Here is a 23900-nt window from a genome sequence, read left to right as displayed (position 1 = left end):
ACTTCACCGGAAACGCACCGGCACTCCCAACTAACCCAACGGCATTCCGTGCAGCCATTGAGCGGTCTTTACCTGAGCGGCAGCAGACTCATGAGGTGAACAGCCTGGTTGTGGACTCAATGACTTAGCATCAAGCCCGGTCAGGACGAATGGCGGACATAAAAAAAAACCCTGGCAATAACCAGGGCTTTTTCCAGACGGCTCGCAGGCCGACTCAAGACAATCAACTACCGGGACGCAGATTGGTGGACAGCACATTGATAATGCGCTTGGCCGTCGCTGTCGTCTGCTCCTGACCTTGCTGATCCAGCACGGTCACGCGGGTACCGGCTCCTTGGGCACGCAGCTTGATGCGGAACGGCGTGGCTTCGGCCGTATTGCGACTGCCAAAGATGCGGCCAAAAATGTTTTGCTGTTCAATCTTCTCGCCCGTATCCGAATCCAGATAGCGAATAAAGAACTCACCCGCAGAGCGGTCACGATCCTCAACCGAGAAGCCGGCCGAATCGATAGCCACGCCGACACGACGCCAGGCTCGATCAAAGGACTCGTTCAGCAGCAGCTCTGCCTGATCGCCCTTGTCCGAAGCCTGAACCTGAACGCTGGACGGGTCCTTGGCGGCGTTGGCCACCTGCTCACGAGCGGTTTCAATATCCGATCCCAGGAAGACCATCATGCGAGCCAGCATGGCCGCGTTCAGACCCGGATCCTCTTTGGCGAACACCCATTTAAAGGCGGTGCCATCCGCGGTGGGCGTCTCTTCCATGTGTTGATGGGACACGTAGATTTCGGTCTTGTCGCCAACACGCTCAAAGCGGGTACGGAAGCGGTCACGTTCACCGCTGTCAAAGACCTGATCGATAATGGAACCCAAGGCGCTGCGAATCCAGCTTTCAGGAATCTTGGCCCGGTTCTCTGCCCAGTCGGTCTGGATCAGGCCGGCACGGGGGTCCTGCGACTGAATGGTGAAACCGTTATCACCCCAGAAATCAATAATACGGGGAAACAGATCCTCCACGGGGCGGTCGACAACCAGCCAGCGCAGATCACCGTCACGCATCACCTTGATAGCGTCGGATTGCGGCAAAATCTGATCGGCTCCGCCTTTGGCCTGCTGCGCATTTTGACCTTGCGAGTAAACCGAATAGGAGGTCACCCCTTCTGGGGCACGATAGTGGGCATCGCGGTTGGCCTGGGTCAGATCCGGCGGAATGCTCAAGGGATCGCCCGCAACCGTACTCTTGTAATTCACCGACTCGCCCCGGCCCATTATCTGGTCCACCGTGGAGCAGCCCGACAGCACCAACAGGCTCAGAGACAGCCCGATCAGGCTTTTATTAACTGGCTTAGCAATCATGGAAGAAGATCCGCAAGTTTCAAGGATTGACGCAGCAATTCGTGATGCTGTGCATTTAACGGCGTCAATGGTAAACGATATCCCAGCTGAGTAAGGCCCATTTCTGCAACGGCCCATTTCACGGGAATGGGGTTAGCCTCGACAAACAGGTTCTTGTTCAAACCTGCCAAAAAGGCATTCAAACGGCGTACCGTGGGTACATCCATATCCAGAGCGGCCTGACACAACTGGCTCATCAGGCGTGGCGCCACGTTGGCCGTCACGGAAATATTGCCCTTGGCGCCCAGCAGGATATACGAAGCAGCCGTAGGATCATCGCCGCTGACCACAATAAAATCTTCCGGCGCATCACGCAGCAGCAGTCCACCGCGCGCCAGATCGCCGGTTGCATCCTTGATGCCAATGATGTTGGGAATCTGCGCAAGACGCAGCACGGTGTCATTTTGCAGGTCTGCGACCGTGCGGCCTGGCACGTTATACAGGAATTGGGGCAATTCCACCGCTTCTGCAATAGCGCGGAAATGCTGGTACATCCCTTCCTGGGTAGGGCGATTGTAATAAGGCACCACCGACAAACCGGCGTCTGCACCCACTTCCTGCGCATGACGCGACAGCTCGATGGCTTCACGGGTGGAGTTGCCACCGACTCCGGCAATCACGGGAACACGACCGGCGGCGTGCTCTACAGCCACCTTGATCAGTTCGGCATGCTCATCGACCGACACCGTAGGCGACTCGCCCGAGGTTCCAACGACCACCAGCACACGTGTTCCTTCCTGTATGTGCCAGTCGATCAGCTTTCGGTAAGCGGCAAAATCCAGACCCCCATTGGGATCCATGGGTGTAACAAGGGCAACCATGCTGCCCTGAAAATTGGAAATAGCAGAGTCCGAACTTGCCATGATGAGATGAATCTCCGGGTTTAAGGCCCAACAGCCCAAAAAAATATTGACTCACAAGTTTAACGGATAAGCCGTTAAATCATAAGAACCATTTCAATACGCCTTCGCCCAGGGCAATCAAAGGACGCATCAGTGTCCAAAGCACGCCAGTGAACATCAGCAAGATCAGAATAACCATGCCGTAAGGCTCAATACGGGAGTAATGATAGGCCAAACGATCCGGCAAGAGACTAAATACGATACGGCCGCCATCCAAGGGCGGCAGGGGCAACAGATTCAAGGCCATCAAGACCAGATTGACCTGTACGCCTGCAATGGCCATACCCATCCAGAAGCGGCTGTCGCCCTGCCCCAGCTTGACCATCAAGTGTGCGTACAAGACCCACAGAATCGCCATCAGCATATTGGAAGCCGGTCCGGCAAGAGCCACCCAGAGCATGTCACGTTTGGGGTTGCGCAAGCGCCCCCAATCGACCGGTACCGGCTTGGCCCAGCCGAACAAAATGCCGCCCATTCCCATGAGTGCGCTGGACAGCAAGAGCACGGCAGGCACCACAATCGTGCCGATAGGGTCGATGTGGCGCAAGGGGTTCAAACTGATGCGTCCGGCCAGCATGGCGGTCGGGTCGCCAAACATGCGGGCGACATAACCGTGAGCCGCTTCATGCAAGGTGATGCCGAAAATGACTGGCAGAGCATAGACCGTCAAGGTCTGTATAAAAGAGTCCATGGTGATCCTTGGTCCAGGCCGGCAACTGATCCGATTGTGCATGCACACGGATCAGTCGCCTGCAAACAGCCCGTCTGATTGAGACAGCGAGTGCTGCCTCAAGGTTCAGAATTGAAACACGGATAGGCACCTGGACGCGAGTTTTGTGCAAACCCGGAGTTCAGGACAAGCCCAAGGTGGCAGGATCACCCGAACCACGACGCTGCACTTGCGGCGTAGGGCCGGTCAGATCAATCACAGTGGTTGCCTGCAAGGGGCACGGTCCGCCATCCACAACCGCGGCCAACTGATGCGCATAACGGTCCAGAATTTCCTGGGCATCATTTAAGGGCTCGTCCTCGCCCTCGGGAATCAGGGTGGTGGAAATCAAGGGGCTGCCCACCTGTTCCATCAGAGCCAGAGCCACTTTCTGATTGGGAACCCGAATACCGATCGTCTTGCGAGAGGGGTGGGACACGCGACGGGGCACCTCCTTGGTCGCTTCCAGAATAAATGTCCACGGACCGGGGGTAGCCATTTTCAGCAGGCGGTACTGCGGGTTGTCCACTTTGGCAAAGTGGCTGATCTCGGCCAGATCACGGCACAGCAAGGTCAGATGGTGGCGATCGTCCAAGCCACGCAGGCGCCGCAGGTTATCAGCGGCGGACTTGTCGTCCAGACGGGCGACTACGGCATAGCTGGAGTCAGTAGGAATGGCCAGCAGCCCTCCCTTAGCCAGTAGTTCGGCGGCCTGGGCCAATGCGCGGGGTTGAGGATTTTCGGGATGAACGACGAATAATTGAGACATATCGCGCTTCCTTGCTATTACGAGGGAAAAACATTAAACCTGAGTCACACACTGCCCGGCAAGACCGGGGCGGGGTTCAGGGTCGAGGTATTCTTGCACAGGTGTTGCACTATTTAAAAAAAGCGTGCTAGAATACATTTTTTACTTCACAGCAAGCCTTAAACGGCGAGCAACAAGTAAAAGCAGTAAATTAATAAGTACTTAATATGTACTGTTAATACATACTGCACCAAACAGTGGTGACCGTAGCTCAGTTGGTAGAGTCCCGGATTGTGATTCCGGTTGTCGTGGGTTCGAGCCCCATCGGTCACCCCAAAATTTACCGCTTCCCAGGTTTTGCGTATCTCCTTAAAGGGTGACAAAATCAGGAACTGGAAAAATACTTGAAAGCCCGCCTCGTAGCGGGCTTTTTTGCGTTGGTTCATCGTAGCAAGTTTGGCACCTTCGCACACTCCCGACAAGTTCGGGCTGGACAATAAACTGTGTTCGATTGTGAACCTCGGACACGCCCTACCCAAGGCTCACTCCACCTCTATCAGAAGGGACAGTACGACATATCAAGGCGCCCGGACCTCTTCATTTTTTTTCTGCACTCGCCCTTTGTAATAGAAACTGGCACAAAACCACGCTTTCTTATACTCTAATCTGTCCCATTTTCTGGAAATTTGCTGATGACATTCGGTTTCCCCTGCTGGGATCAGGCACCCGCTAACTGGGACTGGCTTGCACAAGATGAAGACGGCCAATGGTTTTGGTATGGCGTCCAGCCCAGTCCTGGAATAGGCGGAGGCGTCTGGCGCTCCCCTTCCCGTCTGCAACAGTTTGCCGCTCGCGGCAAACCAAACCCATCCTGGATGCACAGCCTTTACCAACGCCCGGACCTGCCCGACCAGAAGCGGAACAGCTAACACCATGCAAGAGCACTTGATCCATCTGCGCGCCCTGCTGCACGACTACTGGCCGCACCTGGCGCTGGCACTCAGCGTGATCCTGGGCGCATCTGCAGCCATTCATGCCGCCATGACCAAAAACGATGTCCGCGCGGCCATCAGTTGGGTGGGCGTCATCATCATGTCGCCCTTGTTGGGGCCATTTCTGTACCTGATCGCCGGCATCAACCGGGTACGTAGACAAAGCCGCCTCGAACACAGCGCGGACGTGTTTTATGAACAGGTTACCTATTTACACCCCCCAGTCTCTGACATTGGCGCACTGGTAGGCGCCCCGTTTCGGTCCCTGCAGATCCTGGGAGACCGTGTCAGCCGCAGTCAACTACGCAACGGCAATAATGTGCGGGTTTTGCTGGGCGGCGATCAGGCCTACCCCGCCATGCTGGAAGCCATCGAACAGGCTCGCAACACGATTGCCTTGCAAAGCTATATTTTTGATAGCGATCGCCTGGGCCAGGAATTTGTCAGCGCCCTGTCACGCGCGCACCAGCGAGGCGTGCAGATTCGGGTGCTGGTCGATGCCATTGGCGCTAAATACTCACGCACCCCCATTGTGCGACTATTGCGCCGTGAGGGCATACGCTGCGCTCTCTTCATGACCAACCCCCTGGGCTTTTTGCGCATGCCCTACGCCAATCTGCGCAGTCACCGCAAACTCCTGATTGTGGATGGCACCGTGGGCTTTACCGGGGGCATGAACCTGCGCGAGTCCTTTATGGCGCAATATAGCGACGGCAAACCGTCCCAGGACACGCACTTTCGCCTGGAAGGCCCGGCTGTCATGCAATTGCTGGCGTCATTTCGACACGACTGGCAATTTACCACTCGCGAGGATCTGTCGCCGGACTATTGGCATGCCAGCGCCACGCCCGCCCCCCGGCCTCATGTGCCAGCCCGATGCATTGCTTCCGGCCCTGACCGCTTCATGGCCAGCACCCACCACATGCTGCAAGGTGCGTTTGCCATCGCACAACGCCATATCCGTATCCAGTCCCCCTATTTCCTGCCCGACCAGATTCTATTGGGAGCCCTGAACACGGCGGCGCGGCGTGGCATACAGGTAGACATCGTGATTCCAGGGCAGAACAACCTGCGTCTGGTCAATTACGCCATGACGGCCCAGCTCGATCAGGTGCTACGCGCGGGCTGTCGGGTCTGGCGCGCCCGGGGGCCATTCAATCATTCCAAACTCATGACCATTGATGGCGTCTGGTCCTATATCGGCTCATCCAATCTGGACCCCCGTAGCCTGCGCTTGAACTTTGAGCTGGACGTGGAAATCTACAGCCGAGACACCGCACGCCAGATCCAGAACCTGATTGACCTGGAAATTGAAGACGCCGAAGCCGTCAGCCTGGAATCCCTGAATGCCATTGGCTTTGGCAAGCGCTTGCGCAATCGGCTGATCTGGTTAGCCAGTCCCTATTTGTAGGGTACGTGCCTGCAAAACTGCTGCAAAGATCAAGAAAGCCCCTGGCTGGCATAATCTTTCAGTGCGCTTGTACACCCACCCTTTATAATCAAGCGCTTAACCGGTCAACACAGACAGGCGTGCCGCTCTCACACAGCCTTGAGCGCCTTTAAAAAAACAATGTCCGAGCTTTCTTATTCCGACCTGGCCCACTGGGCCGCCCACCATCTGGAAAACCGCCCTCCGCGTGCCAAGTCCCTGGTCATGACCCTGTTTGGCGATGTGATTCGCCCGCATGGCGGCAAACTCTGGCTGGGCAGCCTGATCCAGTTGCTGGCGCCCTTTGGGATCAGCGACCGGCTGGTACGCACCAGCGTGTACAGACTGGCCGAGGAGGGCTGGCTGAGCGCGCAACGTGAAGGGCGGCGCAGCCAGTACACCTTGCGGCCCGAAGCCAGCCAGCGCTTTGAGCATGCGTATCAACGCATTTACACCCCAACCTATCTGGCGTGGGATGGCCAATGGACGCTGGTCTTTAGCATGCCCAGCCTGATGATGAACTCCAAGCAGCGGGCGGACCTGCGCAAGGAGCTGCTGTGGGAAGGTTTTTGCGCCTTATCACCCACCGCTTTCCTGCACCCCAACCCCGATCACACGATTCTGGATTACATCCTGCAGGCCACACAGGCCCAGTCGCAAGTCTATGTGGCCAAGTTGGAACCCTCGCAACTGCCTCAGACGCGCCCTCTGTCGCAACTTATTCAAGACAGCTGGGATCTGGCCCAGGTTGCCAGCGGCTATGGGCAGTTCATACAACGTTTCGCGCCTGCCCTGAACATGCTGGACGCCGGCCACCCCTACGATGACCAGTTGGCTTTTGTCATTCGCACGCTCTTGATTCACGAATTCCGTCGCATCCAACTGCACGACCCCCAGTTGCCCATAGAACTGTTGCCGACGGGCTGGGCAGGAAAACAGGCTTACGAGCTGTGCCGGGATGTATATCGTCAGGTCTGCGGCAAGGCAGAACGCTATATCCTGTCTACCTTGCGTGCCGAGGATGAGCAGGCGCCCGAGGCCGCCGCCTACTTCTACGAACGCTTTGACGGCCTGCCTGTCCCCTGCGAAACCCAGAGCTGAACTCAAGACTTGGTCCGGCGCACGGCCCAGGCATTGAGGCGGAAAAAAACGGGCGGCTGTGATTGCCATCACGGAGCAGCCCGCATCAGGTTGTGCGGCTCAAATCAAACTCAGCGTCAAGGGCCTTGCCGTGACATGACACCCAGCCCAGGTCTTTCCGTCGGGTTCTGGGTTTGGGTGTCGTCGGTTGGGCTTGGGATCGAGGCTTGAGCTTGGGACCCGCATGGTTGCAATCGTATCGCCAGGGCCGCATTGCGTTCAGTCATCGCCCAGTCGCTTCAATAGCGCTTTACCGCGCCCGACTTGACGCGTGCATCGCACATCGAACAAAAAACACCCCAAAAGTTGGACAGGTCGCCAACCTTTGAGGTGTCGTTCACCTACCGGTTTTTCTTACACCCACAAAACCAGCTAAGGCCGCCAGACACAGGCATTCAGCCCGGTCTGGCAGGAAGGTTTAATGCGCAGAAGCCGCTTCTGCTCCCACACCCGTTTCGGAACGCACGGACTGCCCCTCGAAACCAGCACGGTCAATCTCGGCACGCGGACTACGATCAGTGATCGAGAAGAACCAGATTGCCAGGAAGGCCAATGGCATGGAGAACAACGCTGCCGACGCGTATGGGAAGGGCGCGGAGCCGGCAGGATTGCCCAAAGTGGCTTCCCATACCGAGGGGGAGAGCAACGTCAGCACTAGGGCCACGACCAGGCCCAGGAACCCACCTATCGTGGCGCCACGTGTCGTACATCCTTTCCACAAAATGGACAGGAACAAGACCGGGAAGTTGGCCGAGGCGGCAATCGCAAAGGCCAGTGACACCATGAAAGCAATGTTCTGTTTCTCGAAAATAATGCCCAACAACACCGCAATCACCCCCAGCGCCAGGGTGGTTGCACGAGACACGCGCATGACTTCCTCATTACTGGCTTCGCCTTTCTTGATCAGCGTGGAATACAGATCATGCGACACAGCCGACGTACCCGACAGGGTCAAGCCCGCCACTACGGCCAGAATCGTGGCAAAGGCGACGGCCGACATAAAGCCCAGGAATACATCGCCACCGACCGCATCAGCCAGGTGCACAGCAGCCATATTGGAGCCACCAATCAGGTCGCCGCCCACTTCCAGGAAACGGGGGTTGGTCGACACCAGCACGATTGCGCCAAAGCCAATGATGAAGGTCAGGATGTAAAAGTAACCGATCCAGGTGGTTGCCCAGAACACGGATTTACGTGCTTCCTTAGCATCAGGCACCGTAAAAAAGCGCATCAGAATGTGCGGCAGGCCTGCCGTACCGAACATCAGGGCCATACCAAAGGAAATCGCGCTGATCGGGTCCTTGATGAAATTGCCCGGGCCCATGATGGCCTGGCCGATGGTCGCCGCCTGAGCAGCATCCTTGCCGGCAGCAAGCGCGGCCTCGGTCTTGACCTGAACCGCCGCGGCAAACAGCTTTTCTGGCGAGAAACCATATTGCGCCAGAACCATGATGGCCATAAAAGAGGCGCCAAACAGCAGCAGGCCCGCCTTGATGATCTGTACCCAGGTGGTGGCCGTCATGCCGCCAAACAGCACGTAAACCATCATCAGCACACCCACCAGCACCACGGCAACCCAATACTCCAGACCAAACAGCAGTTTGATCAACTGGCCTGCACCCACCATCTGGGCAATCAGGTAAAAGAGCACCACCACCAGCGTGCCGGACGCCGCAAAGGCACGAATGGGGCCTTGGCGGAAACGATAGGCTGCCACGTCTGCAAAGGTGAATTTACCCAGATTACGCAGCTTTTCTGCCAGCAGGAACGTGATGATGGGCCAGCCCACCAGAAAACCGATGGAATAGATCAGGCCATCATAGCCATTGATCATCACCGCAGCGGAAATACCCAGAAAGGACGCCGCGGACATATAGTCACCGGCAATGGCCAGTCCGTTTTGAAAGCCGGTGATGCCGCCGCCCGCCGTATAAAAGTCCGAGACCGACTTGGTGCGCGCTGCCGCCCATTTGGTAATCCACAGCGTCGCCAGCACAAAGACGGCGAACATACCGATGGCCGTCCAGTTGGTCGCCTGCTTTTGCAGCTCGCCCAGATCGCCACCCGCTGCCCACAAGGCAGGACTGGCCAGCAACAGCCCCAGAGCCAGGCCGGAACGAAGATAGGAACGCTTCATTTACGCACCTCCTCAAGCACTTCCTTGGCCATCTGGTCGAATTTGGTATTGGCGCGCCAGACATAAATGCCCGTAATCACAATTGCCAACACAATCACGCCAAAACCGATAGGAATGCCCAGGGTCATGACGCCCTCACCCAAGCGTGTGGCAAACAGCTCCTTGTCGAACGCAATAATGCCGATATAGCTGTAGTAAGCCACCAGCATGACGATGGTGAGTATCCAGCCCAGCCGCAGCCGGGTCTTGACCAGTTTTTGATAGCGAGGATTGGCCGTAATCCGACCTACAAGGGGGTCTTGCATAGTTTGTCTCCGCATTGTTCTGAACGCCTTGTTCGCTGGCGTATCTTATTGAACCGACCCAGCCCTCACAGGCTGAAAACGGCGTTATGAAGACGCCTGCCGACGTCTATGCGGTGAACATTAGAGCTCGACACTTACACCATACTTACTAACTGCGTCTCCTCAGGGTTATGCCTAGGACAGACTAAATGCCCTCCAGAAAAAATCGCCATAAAGTCGGTCATATTCCTTATGCAACATGGGGTTGGAGAAAATAACGACCCCGTTGACACGAGCAGCCACAAGCCCCCGATCCAGACCGGAAAGGGACAAACTGTGCACGGAAAAGGGTAAGGTTGGCGCGGGTGGAGGGGTTCGAACCCCCGGCCCCAGGCTTAGAAGGCCTGTGCTCTATCCAACTGAGCTACACCCGCCAGGTGATGGCGGCATCACCCACACGATCAGGCGATGCACTGTCTCGAAATAAAAGTCCTGTATGAACAAGGATTTATTTCAGCCCTATTGTTGAGAAAATAGCGGCTACAAAAGACAATCAAGTATTTTAGCCTGAAAAGCGGTTTTAGATAAGCCGCAAGCTCATCTGAGTGTCAATACTGTAAGAAAAACAATTATAAGTAGTATTTTTAATCCTAAATGGTACAGTCGTGTACGGATTAACCCGTTTTCCTGGACTCTTTTTCATGCCGACCACAAAGAAACTAAGCAAGCACTCTTTAATACTATCGGCCCCTCTTTTTATCTTGAGCGCAATTCTGAATACCGCACAGGCAGGTATTACCTACCAGTTGCGCCAAGTGCAGGCCAGTTCGGGCGAAAGCGTCAATATTGACGCCATCGTCTACAACGACACAGGCAGTCTGATGACCTGGACCGCCCCACGCAACCTGGTTTTGCAGTGGCGCGACGGTAAGGGTAACGTGATCCGCAGTCTGGCTGAACTGGTCAATGCCCGCCCCCGAGCCTCCATCCCCACCAACAACTTCACCGCTTACAGTTGGCGCGCCGTGGTCCCCAATGGGCTGACGGGCCTGCAAGCAGTGAATATTGAAGGTGAGCGCGTGATGCTGGCTCTGGACACCAATCCGCAGGCCCGCAGCCCGATTACCTCGCAGCCAGCCAATGGCGCGGTCGTGAATGCAGGCGCCGGAAACGACCCACGAGTCGTCGATCCTGCCCTGCCCTACGCTCAGGCCGTCGCTGCGGGCGCTCAGCCCGAAGGGCCCGCCATCATCAGCGGACAAGGGCTCAAACCTGCCAACTCCAGCTTTGAAAACTTCAGTAATGCCATCTCGGCCCATGACCCGACCTATTTTATTGTCGGCAACAAAGGCGGCAACAATGCCCGCTTCCAGCTAAGCTTCAAATACCGCCTGCACTCGCCCCAAGACCCGAGCAACCCCAAATTCTACGACCACTTCTATATTGGTTATACCCAAACCGCGTTGTGGGATTTGCATGCTGACTCCAAGCCCTTTGTCGACACCACCTACCGCCCCAGCCTGTTCTGGCGTAAAGACTCCATCTGGGAGTCCGAGCAAAAACGCCTGTTCATGGGCCTGGCAAGCGGGTATGAGCACTCCTCCAACGGCAAGTCAGGCGACGATTCCCGCTCCATGAACGAGGTCTTTATCCAGCCTGAGTTCAATTACCGCTTTGACCACGGTGCCACCCTGACGTTTGCCCCCCGTATCAAACACTATGTGTTCATGGGCGAGAACGCCGACTGGGCGCACTATCGGGGTCGCTATGACTGGAAGCTGCGCTACGCTCAGGACAACGGGCTGGTTTTGTCGGGCATGTACAACAAAGGGGCTGGCAGCCGCAATACACATGAGTTCTCGATCGCCTGGCCACTGAACCGTACCCCCTTGAACATGAACGGTTATATCTACGGCCAATACTTCTCTGGCTATGCAGAAACCATGCTGGGCTACCGTGACCGCTCTTCACAATTTCGCATCGGTCTGGCTCTGGTACCCTAAGATCCCTTACAGCAGTCCCCCACCGCGTCGGCTCCCCATGCCGGCGCGGGCCATATCGTGGTCACAGGCCTGAATCAGAAAGCGCTGAAACAAGGCGACCAGTCCTTCGGGCTCCCGCTCTTTCGGCCACAACAAGCCCACCTCCACAGACTCCACCGGATCGTGAATGCCGATGGCCTGGATGCGCTTGCCCTCCAGTGACCAGGGACGATAGACCATATCCGACAAAATCGTCACCCCGAAACCATAAGCCACCAGCCCCCGCACGGCTTCCAAAGAGCGCGTGCGCATGGCGACACGCTCCGGAAAGCCTGGGCTGCCCCAATGACGCCTGGCGGCCGCATCCGCATCGTCCACAGTCAGAAAAATATAAGGGTAGTGGTTGATTTGCGCCAAGGACACACTGGACTCATTGGCCAGGGCATGCTGGTCCGACACCCATAAACGACGACGGGAGCTGCTCAGTCGATGATGCCCGTACATGGCCAGATCACTGATATTGGACAAGATCGCTACCCCCAGATCGATGCGCTCGCTTTGCAAGGCCGCTTCCATTTCGGGACGCTCCATGTCCACCAGCTCGATATCGATATTGGGGTAGCTATGTTTGAAGCGACTGATAAGGTCAGGCAGAAAATAGCCCAGAACCGTGTAGCCAGCCGCCACCCGAATCTGTCCTTCAATATTTTGACGCCGCAAATCGGCGTGATTCAGCGCATCACTGACGGCATCAATCACATGATGGGCATGATGAAAAAACGCCTGCCCTTGCGGAGTTAACTCCACACCGTGCGGCAAACGCTCAAACAGCGCCACATTCAACTGCCGCTCCAGGCTCTGGACTGCATTGCTGATCGCCGACTGCGAGACATTCTCGGCCTGAGCGGCCGCGGAGAACTGTCCGCTGACAGCGGCCGCAATGAAATAACGAAACTGCCGCAAGGTCACTTCGTGTTTCATAGCCATCCGTTTTTCAGATATCAGGTACTCGTAAATTTGATTTTACGATAACAAAAAGCTGCCCTAGACTAAAGCACAAACTAAAACAACTTGCACGAAAACCTTTCTTCCTGCAGGAGACAAACTCATGAATGCCCCTCTCAACAAACCTTACAAGGCCATGTTGGAATCCGTGTCCCTGGATGACAAATACACCGTCACCAAGGGGCGCGCCTATATGAGCGGAACCCAAGCTCTGGTGCGCCTGCCCATGCTGCAAAAAGAGCGTGACCGGCGCGCAGGCCTGAACACGGCCGGCTTTATCTCTGGTTACCGGGGCTCCCCATTAGGGAGCGTAGACCAGGCTTTATGGCAGGCCAGCAAACATCTCAAGGAACACGACATCGTGTTCAAGCCCGGTCTGAACGAAGATCTGGCCGCTACTGCTGTCTGGGGTAGCCAGCAGACCAATCTGTATCCCAGCGCCCGCTTCGATGGCACCTTTGCCATGTGGTATGGCAAGGGCCCAGGCGTGGACCGCTCCATGGATGTCTTCAAACACGCCAATTCGGCAGGCAGCTCACGCTACGGCGGAGTACTGGTACTGGCCGGCGATGACCACGGCGCCAAATCCTCCACGGTGGCCCATCAGTCCGATCACGTTTTCGCCGCGGCAGGCATCCCGGTGCTATACCCGGCCAACGTGCAGGAATATCTGGATTTTGGCCAGCACGGCTGGGCCATGAGCCGCTTCTCGGGCCTGTGGGTTGCCTTGAAGTGTGTCACCGAAGTAGTGGAATCCAATGCCTCGGTGGATCTGGACCCGGACAGCCTGAACATTGTCCTGCCCGAAATCGAGGACATGCCCGCCGACGGCCTGAATATCCGCTGGCCAGACCCACCGCTGGCACAAGAAGCCCGCATGATGAATCACAAGTGGTACGCCGCGTTGGCGTATGTGCGCGCCAACAAGCTGAACCGCGTCGAGATTGATTCGCCCGACGCCCGCTTTGGCATCATGACTGCCGGCAAGGCTTACCTGGATACGCGGCAGGCCCTGGCCGATCTGGGCCTGTCTGACGAGCTGTGTGCCGAGCTGGGTATCCGGCTGTTCAAAGTAGGCTGTATCTGGCCTCTGGACGGCCAGGATGCTCGCCAGTTCGCAACAGGTCTGACCGAAATTCTGGTGGTAGAAGAAAAACGCCAGATCCTGGAATACGCCCTGAAAGAAGAACTGTACAACTGGCGCGATGATGTACGCCCTAAGGTCTACGGCAAGTTTGACGAGACCGAACACGGCGGCGGCGAGTGGTCGCTATCGCGCTCCCCCTGGCTGCTGCCCCCGCAAGGCGAACTGTCTCCGGCGATTATTGCGCGCGCTATTGCCCGTCGGCTCTGCACCATGGATATTTCCGAGGAATTGCGTGCCCGCATTCAAGCCCGCCTGGCGATTCTGGATGCCAAGGACCGCGAGGCCCGCATGCCCCGCGTCAGTGTCGAGCGCAAACCCTGGTTCTGTTCGGGTTGTCCGCACAACACCTCCACGCGCGTGCCCGAAGGCTCCCGCGCCATGGCCGGTATTGGCTGCCACTACATGACCGTCTGGATGGATCGCAGCACGTCCACTTTCAGTCATATGGGAGGTGAAGGGGTCGCGTGGATTGGCCAGCAACCCTTTACAGACGAAAAGCACGTTTTCGCCAATCTGGGCGACGGCACCTATTTTCATTCCGGCATCCTGGCTATTCGCGCCTCCATCGCCGCCAACTCCAATATCACTTACAAGATTCTGTACAACGACGCAGTGGCCATGACGGGCGGTCAACCTGTCGATGGCATTTTGAAGGTCACAGACGTCATCGCCCAGGTACATGCCGAGGGCGCGCGCAAAATTGTCGTGGTGACCGATGAGCCCGAAAAATTCAAGGGCGTCACTCTGGCGGGCAATCCGCCGGTTTATCACCGCGATGAACTGGACCGCGTCCAACGCGAACTGCGCGAAATACCGGGTACCACTATTTTGGTCTATGACCAGACCTGCGCGACCGAAAAGCGCCGTCGCCGCAAAAAGGGAACGTACCCGGACCCGGCCTTGCGGGCCTTTATCAATGACACGGTCTGTGAGGGCTGCGGTGACTGCTCGGTCAAATCCAACTGCCTGTCTGTCGAACCTCTGGACACCCCCCTGGGTTCCAAGCGTCGTATCAACCAGTCTTCCTGCAACAAGGACTTTTCGTGCGTCAACGGTTTTTGCCCCAGCTTTGTCACGCTGAAAGGGGCGCAAGTGCGCAAACCCGAGGCCCAGGGTCGTTCCCTGGAGTCCTTCAATCTGGCGGACCTGCCCCTACCCAAACTGCCTGACCTGGACAGAACCTACGGCATCTTGATCGCTGGCATTGGCGGCACCGGGGTGGTGACTGTCGGTGGCTTGCTGGGCATGGCTGCACATATCGAACAAAAAGGGGTCAGCGTTCTGGATATGGCAGGTCTGGCGCAAAAAGGCGGTGCCGTCCTGAGCCATGTGCAAATTGCGCGCCGCCCCGATCAACTGCATGCCACCCGTGTTCCAACCGGCGAGGCGTCCTTGCTGATTGGCAGTGATGCTCTGGTCAGCGCCTCTACCGACGTCCTGAGTCGGGTCAGCCGCGACCGCACGCACACCATTATCAATACGGCGGCCAGCCCGACCTCGGATCTGATCGGCAATGCACACTGGAAGTTTCCATTGCAAACCGCCTGCACGGACATTGAGAACGCCGTAGGCAAAGACATCCGCTATCTGGACGCCAACGCCCTGGCGGTACATGTCATGGGAGACGCCCTGTATGCCAACCCGATCTTGCTGGGTTATGCCTTTCAGCGCGGCTGGATTCCACTACACATGGACAGTCTGCTACGCGCGATCGAACTGAACGGAGTGGCCGTCAAAGCCAACCGCGAAGCGTTCCAATGGGGTCGTCTTGCTGCAGAAAAAGGCATAGAAACCTTGATGGAAGGGGCCACGCCCAAAGCCCGCGCGGTCACCTTTCCCGAAAGCGTGCAGGCATTGATCAAGCGTATGGAAGCGCATCTGAGCGCCTACCAGAACCCGGCCTGGGCCCAACGTTATCGCGACGCCCTCAAGCCGATCATGGAACGCGAGTCGCGTCTGGACCAGGACAAGACACTGCCGCTGACGCGTATCGCGGCCACGCAACTGGCCAAGCTGATGAGCTACAAGGACGAGTACGAAGTGGCCCGTCTCTACACCGACCCGGCCTTTCTGGACAAGCTGCGAGCGCAATTTGCAGGTGAACCCGGCAAGGACTACCAGATTCAGTACCATCTGGCCCCTCCGCTGCTGGGGCGCAAAAACAGTCAGGGCCAGCCCGTCAAAAGCAAGTTTGGCCCGTCAACCCGCCACTTGTTCAAGATTCTGGCCAGTTTGCGAGGTTTACGGGGAACCGCGCTGGATGTATTTGGCTATACCCAGGAGCGTCGTCAGGAGCGCCAAAACATTCAGGACTATCTGGCCGACCTGAATGAGGTCAGTGCGCACCTGGATACAGACAATCTGGAAGTGGCTCTGCGCTGGCTCAACTATCCCGACCTGATCCGAGGCTATGGTCATGTCAAGGATGCGGGCCAGGTAAAAGCCTACGCCTTGCGCGAACAACAGCGCAGCCAGTTCCGTGCGCGTACGGAACCTAGCCAGCGCGTCGCCTGAACCCGCAGCCGGCCCTGAGCGCGGGGCCGGCTCTTTTGTCTCCTCCTTGACAGCAGCTTGTCCGTTCCGGCGAGCTGCTTTTTTTATCTGGCACTCCCCAGTCACACAGGCACCGTCCCCTGCCGTTAAGGGTATGAAGCCCCGCCACCCCATGGCTTGCCTGGCAAACTGACATACAATCGTGCAATTCGATGCCCGTGCCGCCACCTGTGGCTCTCAGGTCGATTCAGGACCCCACTCTTATGCGCCATCTAGTTTATGTATTTGTTCCCTCAGCCCTGATCTTGCTGACCGCCTTTCGGCTGGCCTTCGCATTGTGGCAATGGCCACGTGTACGCCAAGCCGGTGGCCTGCTGCCTATCCTGATTGGCGGCCTGCGCATTGATGCCCTGATGATTGCCGCCCTGAGCGCCCCCGTGGTCTTGCTGGCCCCCTGGGTGGGACACTATCCGCTCATGACGACGGTCGCCGCCGTCTGGTTTACCTTCGCCTGGTTCCTGTTGACCTTGCTGGAAGTGTCCACGCCCCAGTTCATCATTGAGTACGACACACGCCCCAACCGGCTGTATGTGGACTATCTGAAGCACCCGCAGGAAGTGGTGGGCATGCTGTGGAAAGGCTACCGACTGATGATCGGCATCGCCCTGATCGGACTGGGCCTGATTGTGTATTCAGGCTGGGCCATCTTCGGGCAGGTATCCCCCGATCCGGTAATGAGCTGGTGGCTGCGCCCCATCTGGATGCTGGTGGGAGCCGCCCTGTGCGCGCTGGCCATACGCGGTACCTTGGCGCACCGCCCCATCAACCCTTCCTCGGTAGCCTGGAGCAGCGACAGCATGCTCAACACGCTGCCACTCAATTCACTGTACAACGTGGCCTACGCTATCTACAGCATGAAAAACGAGCGTTCTGCCGAGGATATTTACGGCGGCATGGACCCAGCAGAAATCAACCAGATCGTGTGTGATGCGGCTGCCTTGCCGGTCGGCCCCGAGAGCCTGCCCACGCTGCATCGTCAAACGCCCAGCCAAACCCGCTCACGCAAACCTAATCTGGTCCTGATTGTGGAGGAAAGCCTTGGAGCCCAGTATGTCGGCAATCTGGGCGGGGCCAATCTGACGCCCGAACTGGACAAGCTGGCACAAACGGGCTGGAACTTTCGACGTGCCTATGCCACCGGGACTCGCTCAGTACGCGGCCTGGAAGCCGTGTCAGCCGGTTTCCCCCCTACGGTGGCCGATGCGGTCTTACGCCTGCCCGGCTCACAAACCCGCTTTTTTACCTTGGCCCAATTGCTCAAGGAACACAACTACCGCTCGCGCTTCATCTATGGTGGCGAAGCTCACTTCGACAATATGAAGAGCTTTTTTCTGGGTAACGGCTTTGATGAGCTGTATGAGCAATCCAGCTTCGAGTCTCCTGAGTTTGTAGGCACCTGGGGCGCCAGCGACGAGGACATGTTCAACAAGCTGCACGAGCTGCTCAGTCAGGACAAGGAGCAGCCTACCTTGACACTGGCCTTTTCCGTCAGCAACCACTCACCTTGGGAATACCCCGCGGGGCGCTTTCCGGTAGAGGGAGATCCCGCGACCGTCGAAAATACCGTAAGGTACGCCGACTGGGCCATTGGCGACTTCTTTAACAAGGCGCGCGAATCAGACTATTGGGACAATACGGTATTTCTCATTGTTGCCGATCATGACTCTCGCGTAGGCGGCGCCAACCTGGTGCCTTTGCGCCATTTTCATATTCCTGCCCTGATTCTGGGTGGCGGCGTTCCCCAGCGCCAGGACGAACGCATTATCAGCCAGATCGATCTGGCTCCCACCCTGCTGTCTTTAATGGGTATTGACAGTGAGCACCCCATGATCGGACGCGACCTGACCCGTCAAGAGTGCGACCGGGCCATGATGCAGTACTTCGAGAATTACGGCTATCTGAAAGGCGACATTCTGACCGTGCTGATGCCCCATCTGCCTCCTTGCCAATATCGCTATACCGCACCCGACAAGTACGAAGCGCTGGAACAGATTGATGAGACATTGGCCCGAGAAGCCCTGGCCCATGTGCTGTGGCCCAGTTGGGCGTATCACGCCCAGGCCTACACCTTGTCCCATCTGCAAAAACGCTGAAAATTGCCAGCAGGGGCTTGACCGTCTCCGCTATTCGTTCTATCATGCTTGTCTTTAGTCGGGGCGTAGCGCAGCCTGGTAGCGCATCTGGTTTGGGACCAGAGGGTCGCGAGTTCGAATCCCGCCGCCCCGACCACTGTTTTAAAAAAGCACCGTTTAACGGTGCTTTTTTATTGCCTGCGGCCCTTGGCTTTTACCCTGGACCCGTCTCAGTTGGCTCCGCCTTCAAGAAACTGAGTTTGCCATTGGGCTCAATGTACGCGGCGCAGACCTCATCGAGCGATTTGATGCCAGCCAGCCGCATTTCACTGAGAATCTCGTCGCGGGTCACAAACTCCCGACGCATATTCCGCCACTGGTACTGCCCATCCCTGACCACACACACTTTGCGGGGTGTAACCAGCTTGTTGAGCGCTGGAAACTGATACATCAGCCAATCGACCACAAATCCCCACCCTACAATCGTCGCCGCCACCAGCAAGCCGTCAGTCAAGGAGTTGCTGCCTCCCGTCATGGCATTGCCGCTGGCATCGGCAATCAACAAAAGTATGAGCAGATCGGCAACGCCTAACGACCCCAGCTCACGCCGCCCCGCCAGGCGCAGCAGAATAAACAGAACGAAATAAACCACGGTGCCCCGCAACACCGACTCCATCACGGGGATTTCCACAGCAAAGACCGTGCTCCAACCCATCGCCTGCATAGCGTCAACCATCCATATTTAGTTCAGGTCGAAATACTGATGCTCCTTGGGGCGCTGCGCGGCCACCTCCTTGGTCGTGACCGTGTCATTGAACTCGTTACCCAAATGGGAGCGCACGTAATTGACGACCTTGGCTATCTGCTCGTCATTGAGCACACCACCAAAACCAGGCATACCCTTGTTTCCCTGATTCACCATAAACACCACATAGGCAGGTGCGCCCAGTTTCGGGTTCTGGGACAAAGACGGATAAATTCCGGCCCCCTGAGCGCCCTTGCCATCGATCATATGGCAGGAAGCACACACTTGCTCATAAATTTCCTGACCGCTAGTCTGGGTAAATACCACTTTATCGCCCCCCACTACTGCCGTATCAGCATGACTGGCGCTCATCAGACCCCAAGCCAGAAAAACCGTGAGTGCTCGTATCATCATGACTGCCCTCCTTGGGAATCAGCGTGTTGCTCGCCCACAATCCGACTGTGCAGGCGGGTAATGGCATTGAGGGCCGACAGCACGGCCCCTTCCTGCCAGGCGTTGACATAAGAGGCGTGCTCACCGGCCAGGACCAGGCGACCATCAATCTGGCACAAGTTCTCGTAATGAGCAGCCCGTGTCTGATCCGTCCACATGCCGTAGCAACCCAGTGTCCAGGGTACGCGGTGCCAGGCTACGGCCACCCCGCTCTCGAACTCGTCCTTGTACTGAGGATGAATCTGCGCGCCATACTCCACGGCTTTCCTGATCCGATCCTCCGGACTGAGCGACGTCCACTCCACCGCGCTGGGCCCGAACATGTAACCGCCCAGCAAAACACCTTTTCCGCCCGCCATCATGCCCGCGCTCGGGTAGGAAATCTGTGTAATCGGCAAATCGGTGTAGCTGATACCTCCATAAATCGCTTCGTCATCCTCCCAGAAACGGCGTTTGAACTGCAGTCCGACCTTGACTGAAGGGGCATAAGGGACAGCATCGATGGCAGCATGCAGTGCCTTGCTGGCATCCAGATCAATCTGGCTGAGGATGGATAAGGGAATCGTGCAGACACACCAGTCGGCCATTTCGGTGTGCTCACGGCCCGTGATTTGATCCTTGTAGCCGACCGTCACCTTGCCATCGTTCTGTTTGATGGCCGTGACCTTGGCATTAAACGTAAATAGCCCCTCCAGCTCGTTACCAAACGCAGCGCCAATCTGATCCATGCCGCCGACCGGCTGAAACATGGTCTGCTGGAACTCGTACAAATCATGAATACCCATATTGTGCCAAACGCTGGAGCGCACAATATCAGCCAGCTTCAACGGTTCGGAAAACTCGGGTTGAGCATGCAGGCCACCTCCCGGATCACGCTCGAAACCACGTACCTCGGAACTGGTATGGCCTTTCACATACGCCATGTTCTTGTCCAACGCGCCCCAGCTCCGCAAGGCTTCCAGCAATTTCTCCTGATCCTCTGTGGACAAGGGGGCATCCAGCAAGTGGGTATGGATGGCTTTGGACAAAAGCTCGGAGACCTGCCCCTGAAAATCTGCATGAATGTGGCGAAAGCGCTGGGGCTTGCCATTGAAGTGGTCTTTGCTATGCAGATAAGCGTTGTAGTTGTACTGGATAAACGGCTCCAGCTTGACCTTGAGCCGCTTGCAGTAGTCCAGCAAGGCCCGGTGATGGAAGGGTATGCGCCACGGACCAGGGTTGATGTACTGATCCTTGTCGAACTTGACATCCTGCCTGGCGCCCCCCAACTCGGTATAGCTGTCCCCACCGTGCAAGGTCCAGTTGCGTCCCCCGACCTTGTGGCGATATTCCAGAATCTTGACCTGATAGCCGGCATTGCGCAGCTCTAACGCGGCCACCATACCGGCCAGACCCGCTCCCAGAATGACGACAGAGGTCCCGGGCCTGGGTTTACCCTCCAGGCGAATCGGCCCGTCATAACTACCCTCTGCGGCATGCCCCAGGCGCATCATGGCTTGATACATCGCTGCGCCACCCGCAGCGTACCCAACCATGGTCAGAAAGTGTCGTCGTGTCAGTCTCCCACCCTGTGAAACTTGGCTCATCGTGCGTTCTCCTCTTGGAAAAATGATGAGCAGCATTCACCCCCAACTTTTTTATCTACCCCCGGTGCATGAATGCTGCCCCTATGGAAAACAACAAAGAACACCTTGCTTTGTTATCAAATTGCCACTTAACTATAAGCACCTAAAATAGTTAATCCCTCAATAGAAACATACGTTTACCGCACTCAAGGTTCACTGACCCCCTGTCACCCTTGGTTTCTTACGTACTCAGAACTCATTTGCTTGCCAAGTTCACTCTCACACGCTATAATTTTTTTCTTAGTCGGGGCGTAGCGCAGCCTGGTAGCGCATCTGGTTTGGGACCAGAGGGTCGCGAGTTCGAATCCCGCCGCCCCGACCAAAAAATTCAAAGGCCTTGCAGAGCAATCTGCAAGGCCTTTTTGTTTTGGTTCTCTTAAGCCTTGTCCCACCTTAACCACGGGGATAGGAGCTTTTTGTCCTTAGCGGGTCTGGCTGGGGCTCAGGCCGACCGAATCGGGCAGACCAAAAATACAATCAAATGCCCAGTTATAGAAAAAGGCAAACAGCGGAAAGAACGCCAGCAATACCGCCTCCATTAAAAACGCCTTCCACAAGCTGATATCCAGCCACCAGGCGATTAAGGGGATCAGCAAGGACACCAGCACAAGCTGGAAACCGGCCACATGCACTACCCGGTGCCAGAACGTACGAGCCTGTATATGACGACGACGCTCCCAGGCCTCAAACATCATGTTGTAGAACAGGTTTACCGTTACCGCGCAAGTGCTGATCATGAACGAAAGCACACCGCTTTGCATGGGCCCCGCGCCACTTAACTGAGCCAGGACCGTCGCCGCTACCATCATGCCCAGCAATTCAAACAGGCCGATATACACCACTCTTCTTTTCCATCCCTGCACGATACACATCCTTGCTTAAAACCGTAGAAAGCATGATTATCCGCAGTACAGCTTTTAGAAAAAGTCAGATTCCATCAATTTTTCTGATGATTTAGCCATGCTTACCAGTGACCATCTTGAACTGTTGTTAGCCGTGGTGGAGCACGGTTCTTTCTCCGCAGCAGCACGGACGTTGCGGCGCACCCAGTCCGCCGTCAGTATGGCCATCGCCAATCTGGAGGCAGAGCTGGACCTGACCCTGTTTGATCGCAGCCGTCGAGAACCCGTCCCCACCGCCGAGCTGCTGGCCATGCTGCCCGATGCCAGACTGATCGCCAGCCGCCTTCAGGCCTTACGCCTTCACCTGCAGGAACTGTCGGGAGGTCTGGAAAGCTATTTGCGCCTGGGCCTGGTCTGTGATGTCGACCCCAAGCCCGCGTTGACCGCCCTGCAAGCTCTGGAGCAACACTATCCCGGCCTGGACATCGAACTGCGAACGGCAGCGCAAGACACCTTGATCGAGGCCTTGAAAAAACGCGAGCTGGACTTGTGCATTGCCTATGGCGGACTGGAGCTGGAAAGTGTGGGAATTGTTCAGTCCCTGTGGACCGAAACGATCAGCGCAGTGGCTGCGCCCGGCCATCCCCTGCTGCAAAATGGCCCCCGCCCGCTGGAAGAGTTGAAAGCCCACAGACAAATCGTGATCAGCAGCCCGCAGAACGACACCGGCAAAGACCGATCCATGCTCAGCCTTCGTCAATGGAAAACGGATAGTCTGGCCATGACACTGGAACTGGTGGAACGGGGGCTGGGATGGGCTAATCTTCCCTTGTCGTGCCTGGGTCCCTCATTGAAGTCTGGGCGTTTGGCACGAATCCAGTTTTCAACGGGCAGCAATGGCCTGGACTTGCCCATTTATCTGCTGCAAGCCAAGGGTCAGGAAGCCGGCAAGGCTCAAGCCCTGTTCAGGCAGGCGCTGCAAAACGCGCTCCACACCCGCCTTCACCCTACTCCGGCACGGTGACGTTGGCCTGACCACTGTCCGCCAGAAACTGCGCCACCATCCCTTCTTTTTTCTGCCGGGCAATAAAAGCCTCGATCCAGGCATGGGCCAGCGTACGTTCCGATGGCACCGCCATGGCCTGACGAATGACGGTGAAACTATCGGGCAATACACGCAAACCGCTGCGGGAACGCGCATAGCGCTCCAGAGGCTGACGCACACCGGCAGCGGCATCCAGTTCCTGCTCTACAAACAGGTCAATCGCATCGGCAGAGGTTGTCGCCCGCACCAGATCTGCGTGGTTCAAATGTCGGCTCAGAAACAGGTCGTAGGCTGCGCCTTTGCCCACCGCAATGCACACGCCCTGCCGATCCAGCTGGTCCACGGTCTGAAAGGCAGACTCCTCGCGTACCAGATACGTGCCTTCAATATGCACATAAGCCTCGCTAAAGCGGATCTTCTCCGCACGCTTGGGATCAATCGCCAGAAAGGCCAGATCCCACTCGTCACGGTACACCGCCTCAACCACGGCCTGGGCTGCATCATAGCCATGGAACTGCACCGGCAGGCCCAGCTCCTGAGCCACACTGCGAGCCAGATCCGCCGAAACACCTTTAGGGGACTGCTCATGGGCACCGCGCTGGGCCAGGACGGGATTGCCGTAATTCATGGCAACACGCAAAACCCCGCTGGGGGCCAGTTCTGCTGCGACAGCCTGCTTTTGTGTCATGTAAAT

Annotated in this window: 19 protein-coding genes and 4 tRNA genes; 10 read left to right on the top strand and 13 right to left on the bottom strand. The window is 56.9% G+C overall.

Going from position 1 to position 23900, the window contains the following annotated elements:
• Positions 1-223: 223 nt before the first annotated feature.
• The 4 genes from bamC to RSQ48_RS04440 all read right to left on the bottom strand — a co-directional run bounded on the left by bamC (position 224) and on the right by RSQ48_RS04440 (position 3776).
• Positions 224-1357, bottom strand: a complete 1134-nt coding sequence (bamC, locus tag RSQ48_RS04455) for an outer membrane protein assembly factor BamC (protein WP_003802720.1) — start codon at positions 1355-1357, stop codon at positions 224-226.
• Entirely contained in the window at positions 1354-2259 is a 906-nt protein-coding gene (gene dapA / locus RSQ48_RS04450) for a 4-hydroxy-tetrahydrodipicolinate synthase (protein WP_003802721.1), read from the bottom strand. The genes bamC and dapA overlap by 4 nt, the downstream gene beginning before the upstream one ends.
• Positions 2260-2338: 79 nt before the next feature.
• Complete coding sequence (locus RSQ48_RS04445; protein ID WP_003802722.1) at positions 2339-2989, bottom strand: site-2 protease family protein; 651 nt, start codon at positions 2987-2989, stop codon at positions 2339-2341.
• 160 nt (positions 2990-3149) lie between these two features.
• Positions 3150-3776: an L-threonylcarbamoyladenylate synthase gene (locus RSQ48_RS04440; RefSeq protein WP_003802723.1), complete on the bottom strand. Its 627-nt coding sequence runs from the start codon at positions 3774-3776 to the stop codon at positions 3150-3152.
• Between the two features lie 239 nt (positions 3777-4015).
• Between RSQ48_RS04440 and RSQ48_RS04435 the strand changes: the two genes are divergently transcribed.
• The 4 genes from RSQ48_RS04435 to paaX all read left to right on the top strand — a co-directional run bounded on the left by RSQ48_RS04435 (position 4016) and on the right by paaX (position 7277).
• Positions 4016-4091, top strand: a tRNA-His gene (locus tag RSQ48_RS04435).
• A 356-nt stretch (positions 4092-4447) separates the two neighbouring features.
• Positions 4448-4684, top strand: coding sequence for a hypothetical protein (locus RSQ48_RS04430; RefSeq protein WP_039943531.1), 237 nt, complete (start codon positions 4448-4450; stop codon positions 4682-4684).
• A 4-nt stretch (positions 4685-4688) separates the two neighbouring features.
• Positions 4689-6158: a phospholipase D-like domain-containing protein gene (locus RSQ48_RS04425; RefSeq protein ID WP_003802724.1), complete on the top strand. Its 1470-nt coding sequence runs from the start codon at positions 4689-4691 to the stop codon at positions 6156-6158.
• 159 nt (positions 6159-6317) lie between these two features.
• Positions 6318-7277, top strand: a complete 960-nt coding sequence (gene paaX / locus RSQ48_RS04420) for a phenylacetic acid degradation operon negative regulatory protein PaaX (protein ID WP_003802725.1) — start codon at positions 6318-6320, stop codon at positions 7275-7277.
• Positions 7278-7734: 457 nt separating this feature from the next.
• On the opposite strand, the gene RSQ48_RS04415 is transcribed toward paaX, so the two are convergent.
• The 3 genes from RSQ48_RS04415 to RSQ48_RS04405 all read right to left on the bottom strand — a co-directional run bounded on the left by RSQ48_RS04415 (position 7735) and on the right by RSQ48_RS04405 (position 10171).
• A complete protein-coding gene (locus RSQ48_RS04415; protein ID WP_003802726.1) occupies positions 7735-9453 on the bottom strand; it encodes a cation acetate symporter in 1719 nt (572 codons plus the stop codon).
• Positions 9450-9758 (bottom strand): DUF485 domain-containing protein, encoded by a 309-nt coding sequence (locus RSQ48_RS04410; RefSeq protein ID WP_003802727.1) that lies wholly within the window; start codon positions 9756-9758, stop codon positions 9450-9452. Before RSQ48_RS04410 ends, RSQ48_RS04415 begins: the two co-directional genes overlap by 4 nt.
• Positions 9759-10094: 336 nt before the next feature.
• A tRNA-Arg gene (locus RSQ48_RS04405) sits at positions 10095-10171 on the bottom strand.
• Positions 10172-10498: 327 nt separating this feature from the next.
• Between RSQ48_RS04405 and RSQ48_RS04400 the strand changes: the two genes are divergently transcribed.
• Positions 10499-11740: a phospholipase A gene (locus RSQ48_RS04400; protein ID WP_230406261.1), complete on the top strand. Its 1242-nt coding sequence runs from the start codon at positions 10499-10501 to the stop codon at positions 11738-11740.
• Positions 11741-11746: 6 nt separating this feature from the next.
• Here the strand turns inward: RSQ48_RS04400 and RSQ48_RS04395 are convergent, their stop codons facing one another.
• A complete protein-coding gene (locus tag RSQ48_RS04395; RefSeq protein ID WP_202801533.1) occupies positions 11747-12700 on the bottom strand; it encodes a LysR family transcriptional regulator in 954 nt (317 codons plus the stop codon).
• Between the two features lie 127 nt (positions 12701-12827).
• Between RSQ48_RS04395 and RSQ48_RS04390 the strand changes: the two genes are divergently transcribed.
• From RSQ48_RS04390 to RSQ48_RS04380, 3 genes are all read left to right on the top strand, one after another.
• Complete coding sequence (locus tag RSQ48_RS04390) at positions 12828-16385, top strand: indolepyruvate ferredoxin oxidoreductase family protein (RefSeq protein WP_415302183.1); 3558 nt, start codon at positions 12828-12830, stop codon at positions 16383-16385.
• A gap of 242 nt (positions 16386-16627) precedes the next feature.
• Complete coding sequence (locus RSQ48_RS04385; RefSeq protein WP_240209022.1) at positions 16628-18517, top strand: LTA synthase family protein; 1890 nt, start codon at positions 16628-16630, stop codon at positions 18515-18517.
• A 59-nt stretch (positions 18518-18576) separates the two neighbouring features.
• Positions 18577-18653: transfer RNA gene (locus RSQ48_RS04380), tRNA-Pro, on the top strand.
• Positions 18654-18710: 57 nt separating this feature from the next.
• Here the strand turns inward: RSQ48_RS04380 and RSQ48_RS04375 are convergent.
• The 3 genes from RSQ48_RS04375 to RSQ48_RS04365 are packed head-to-tail and all read right to left on the bottom strand — an operon-like array spanning position 18711 to position 21280.
• On the bottom strand, positions 18711-19232 hold the full coding sequence (locus RSQ48_RS04375) for a DUF421 domain-containing protein (protein WP_230406260.1): 522 nt from the start codon (positions 19230-19232) through the stop codon (positions 18711-18713).
• 6 nt (positions 19233-19238) lie between these two features.
• On the bottom strand, positions 19239-19655 hold the full coding sequence (locus tag RSQ48_RS04370) for a c-type cytochrome (RefSeq protein ID WP_240209021.1): 417 nt from the start codon (positions 19653-19655) through the stop codon (positions 19239-19241).
• Positions 19652-21280, bottom strand: a complete 1629-nt coding sequence (locus tag RSQ48_RS04365) for a flavin monoamine oxidase family protein (protein ID WP_131071357.1) — start codon at positions 21278-21280, stop codon at positions 19652-19654. Before RSQ48_RS04365 ends, RSQ48_RS04370 begins: the two co-directional genes overlap by 4 nt.
• A 284-nt stretch (positions 21281-21564) precedes the next feature.
• Here RSQ48_RS04365 and RSQ48_RS04360 point away from each other — a divergent pair.
• Positions 21565-21641, top strand: a tRNA-Pro gene (locus RSQ48_RS04360).
• Positions 21642-21741: 100 nt separating this feature from the next.
• Here RSQ48_RS04360 and RSQ48_RS04355 read toward each other — a convergent pair.
• Entirely contained in the window at positions 21742-22182 is a 441-nt protein-coding gene (locus RSQ48_RS04355) for a PACE efflux transporter (protein ID WP_039943594.1), read from the bottom strand.
• Positions 22183-22279: 97 nt separating this feature from the next.
• On the opposite strand from RSQ48_RS04355, the gene RSQ48_RS04350 reads away from it, so the two are divergent.
• On the top strand, positions 22280-23185 hold the full coding sequence (locus RSQ48_RS04350; protein WP_219235745.1) for a LysR family transcriptional regulator: 906 nt from the start codon (positions 22280-22282) through the stop codon (positions 23183-23185).
• Here RSQ48_RS04350 and RSQ48_RS04345 read toward each other — a convergent pair.
• A complete protein-coding gene (locus RSQ48_RS04345) occupies positions 23169-23894 on the bottom strand; it encodes a transporter substrate-binding domain-containing protein (RefSeq protein WP_003802752.1) in 726 nt (241 codons plus the stop codon). The genes RSQ48_RS04350 and RSQ48_RS04345 overlap by 17 nt on opposite strands.
• Between the last annotated feature and the right edge of the window lie 6 nt (positions 23895-23900).

This window comes from Alcaligenes sp. SJTW-7, from assembly GCF_047716895.1.
GTDB classification, from domain to species: Bacteria; Pseudomonadota; Gammaproteobacteria; order Burkholderiales; family Burkholderiaceae_B; genus Alcaligenes; species Alcaligenes ammonioxydans.
The sequence above is the reverse complement of the archived record's forward strand: the minus strand, read 5'-3'. Positions and strand labels throughout refer to the sequence as shown.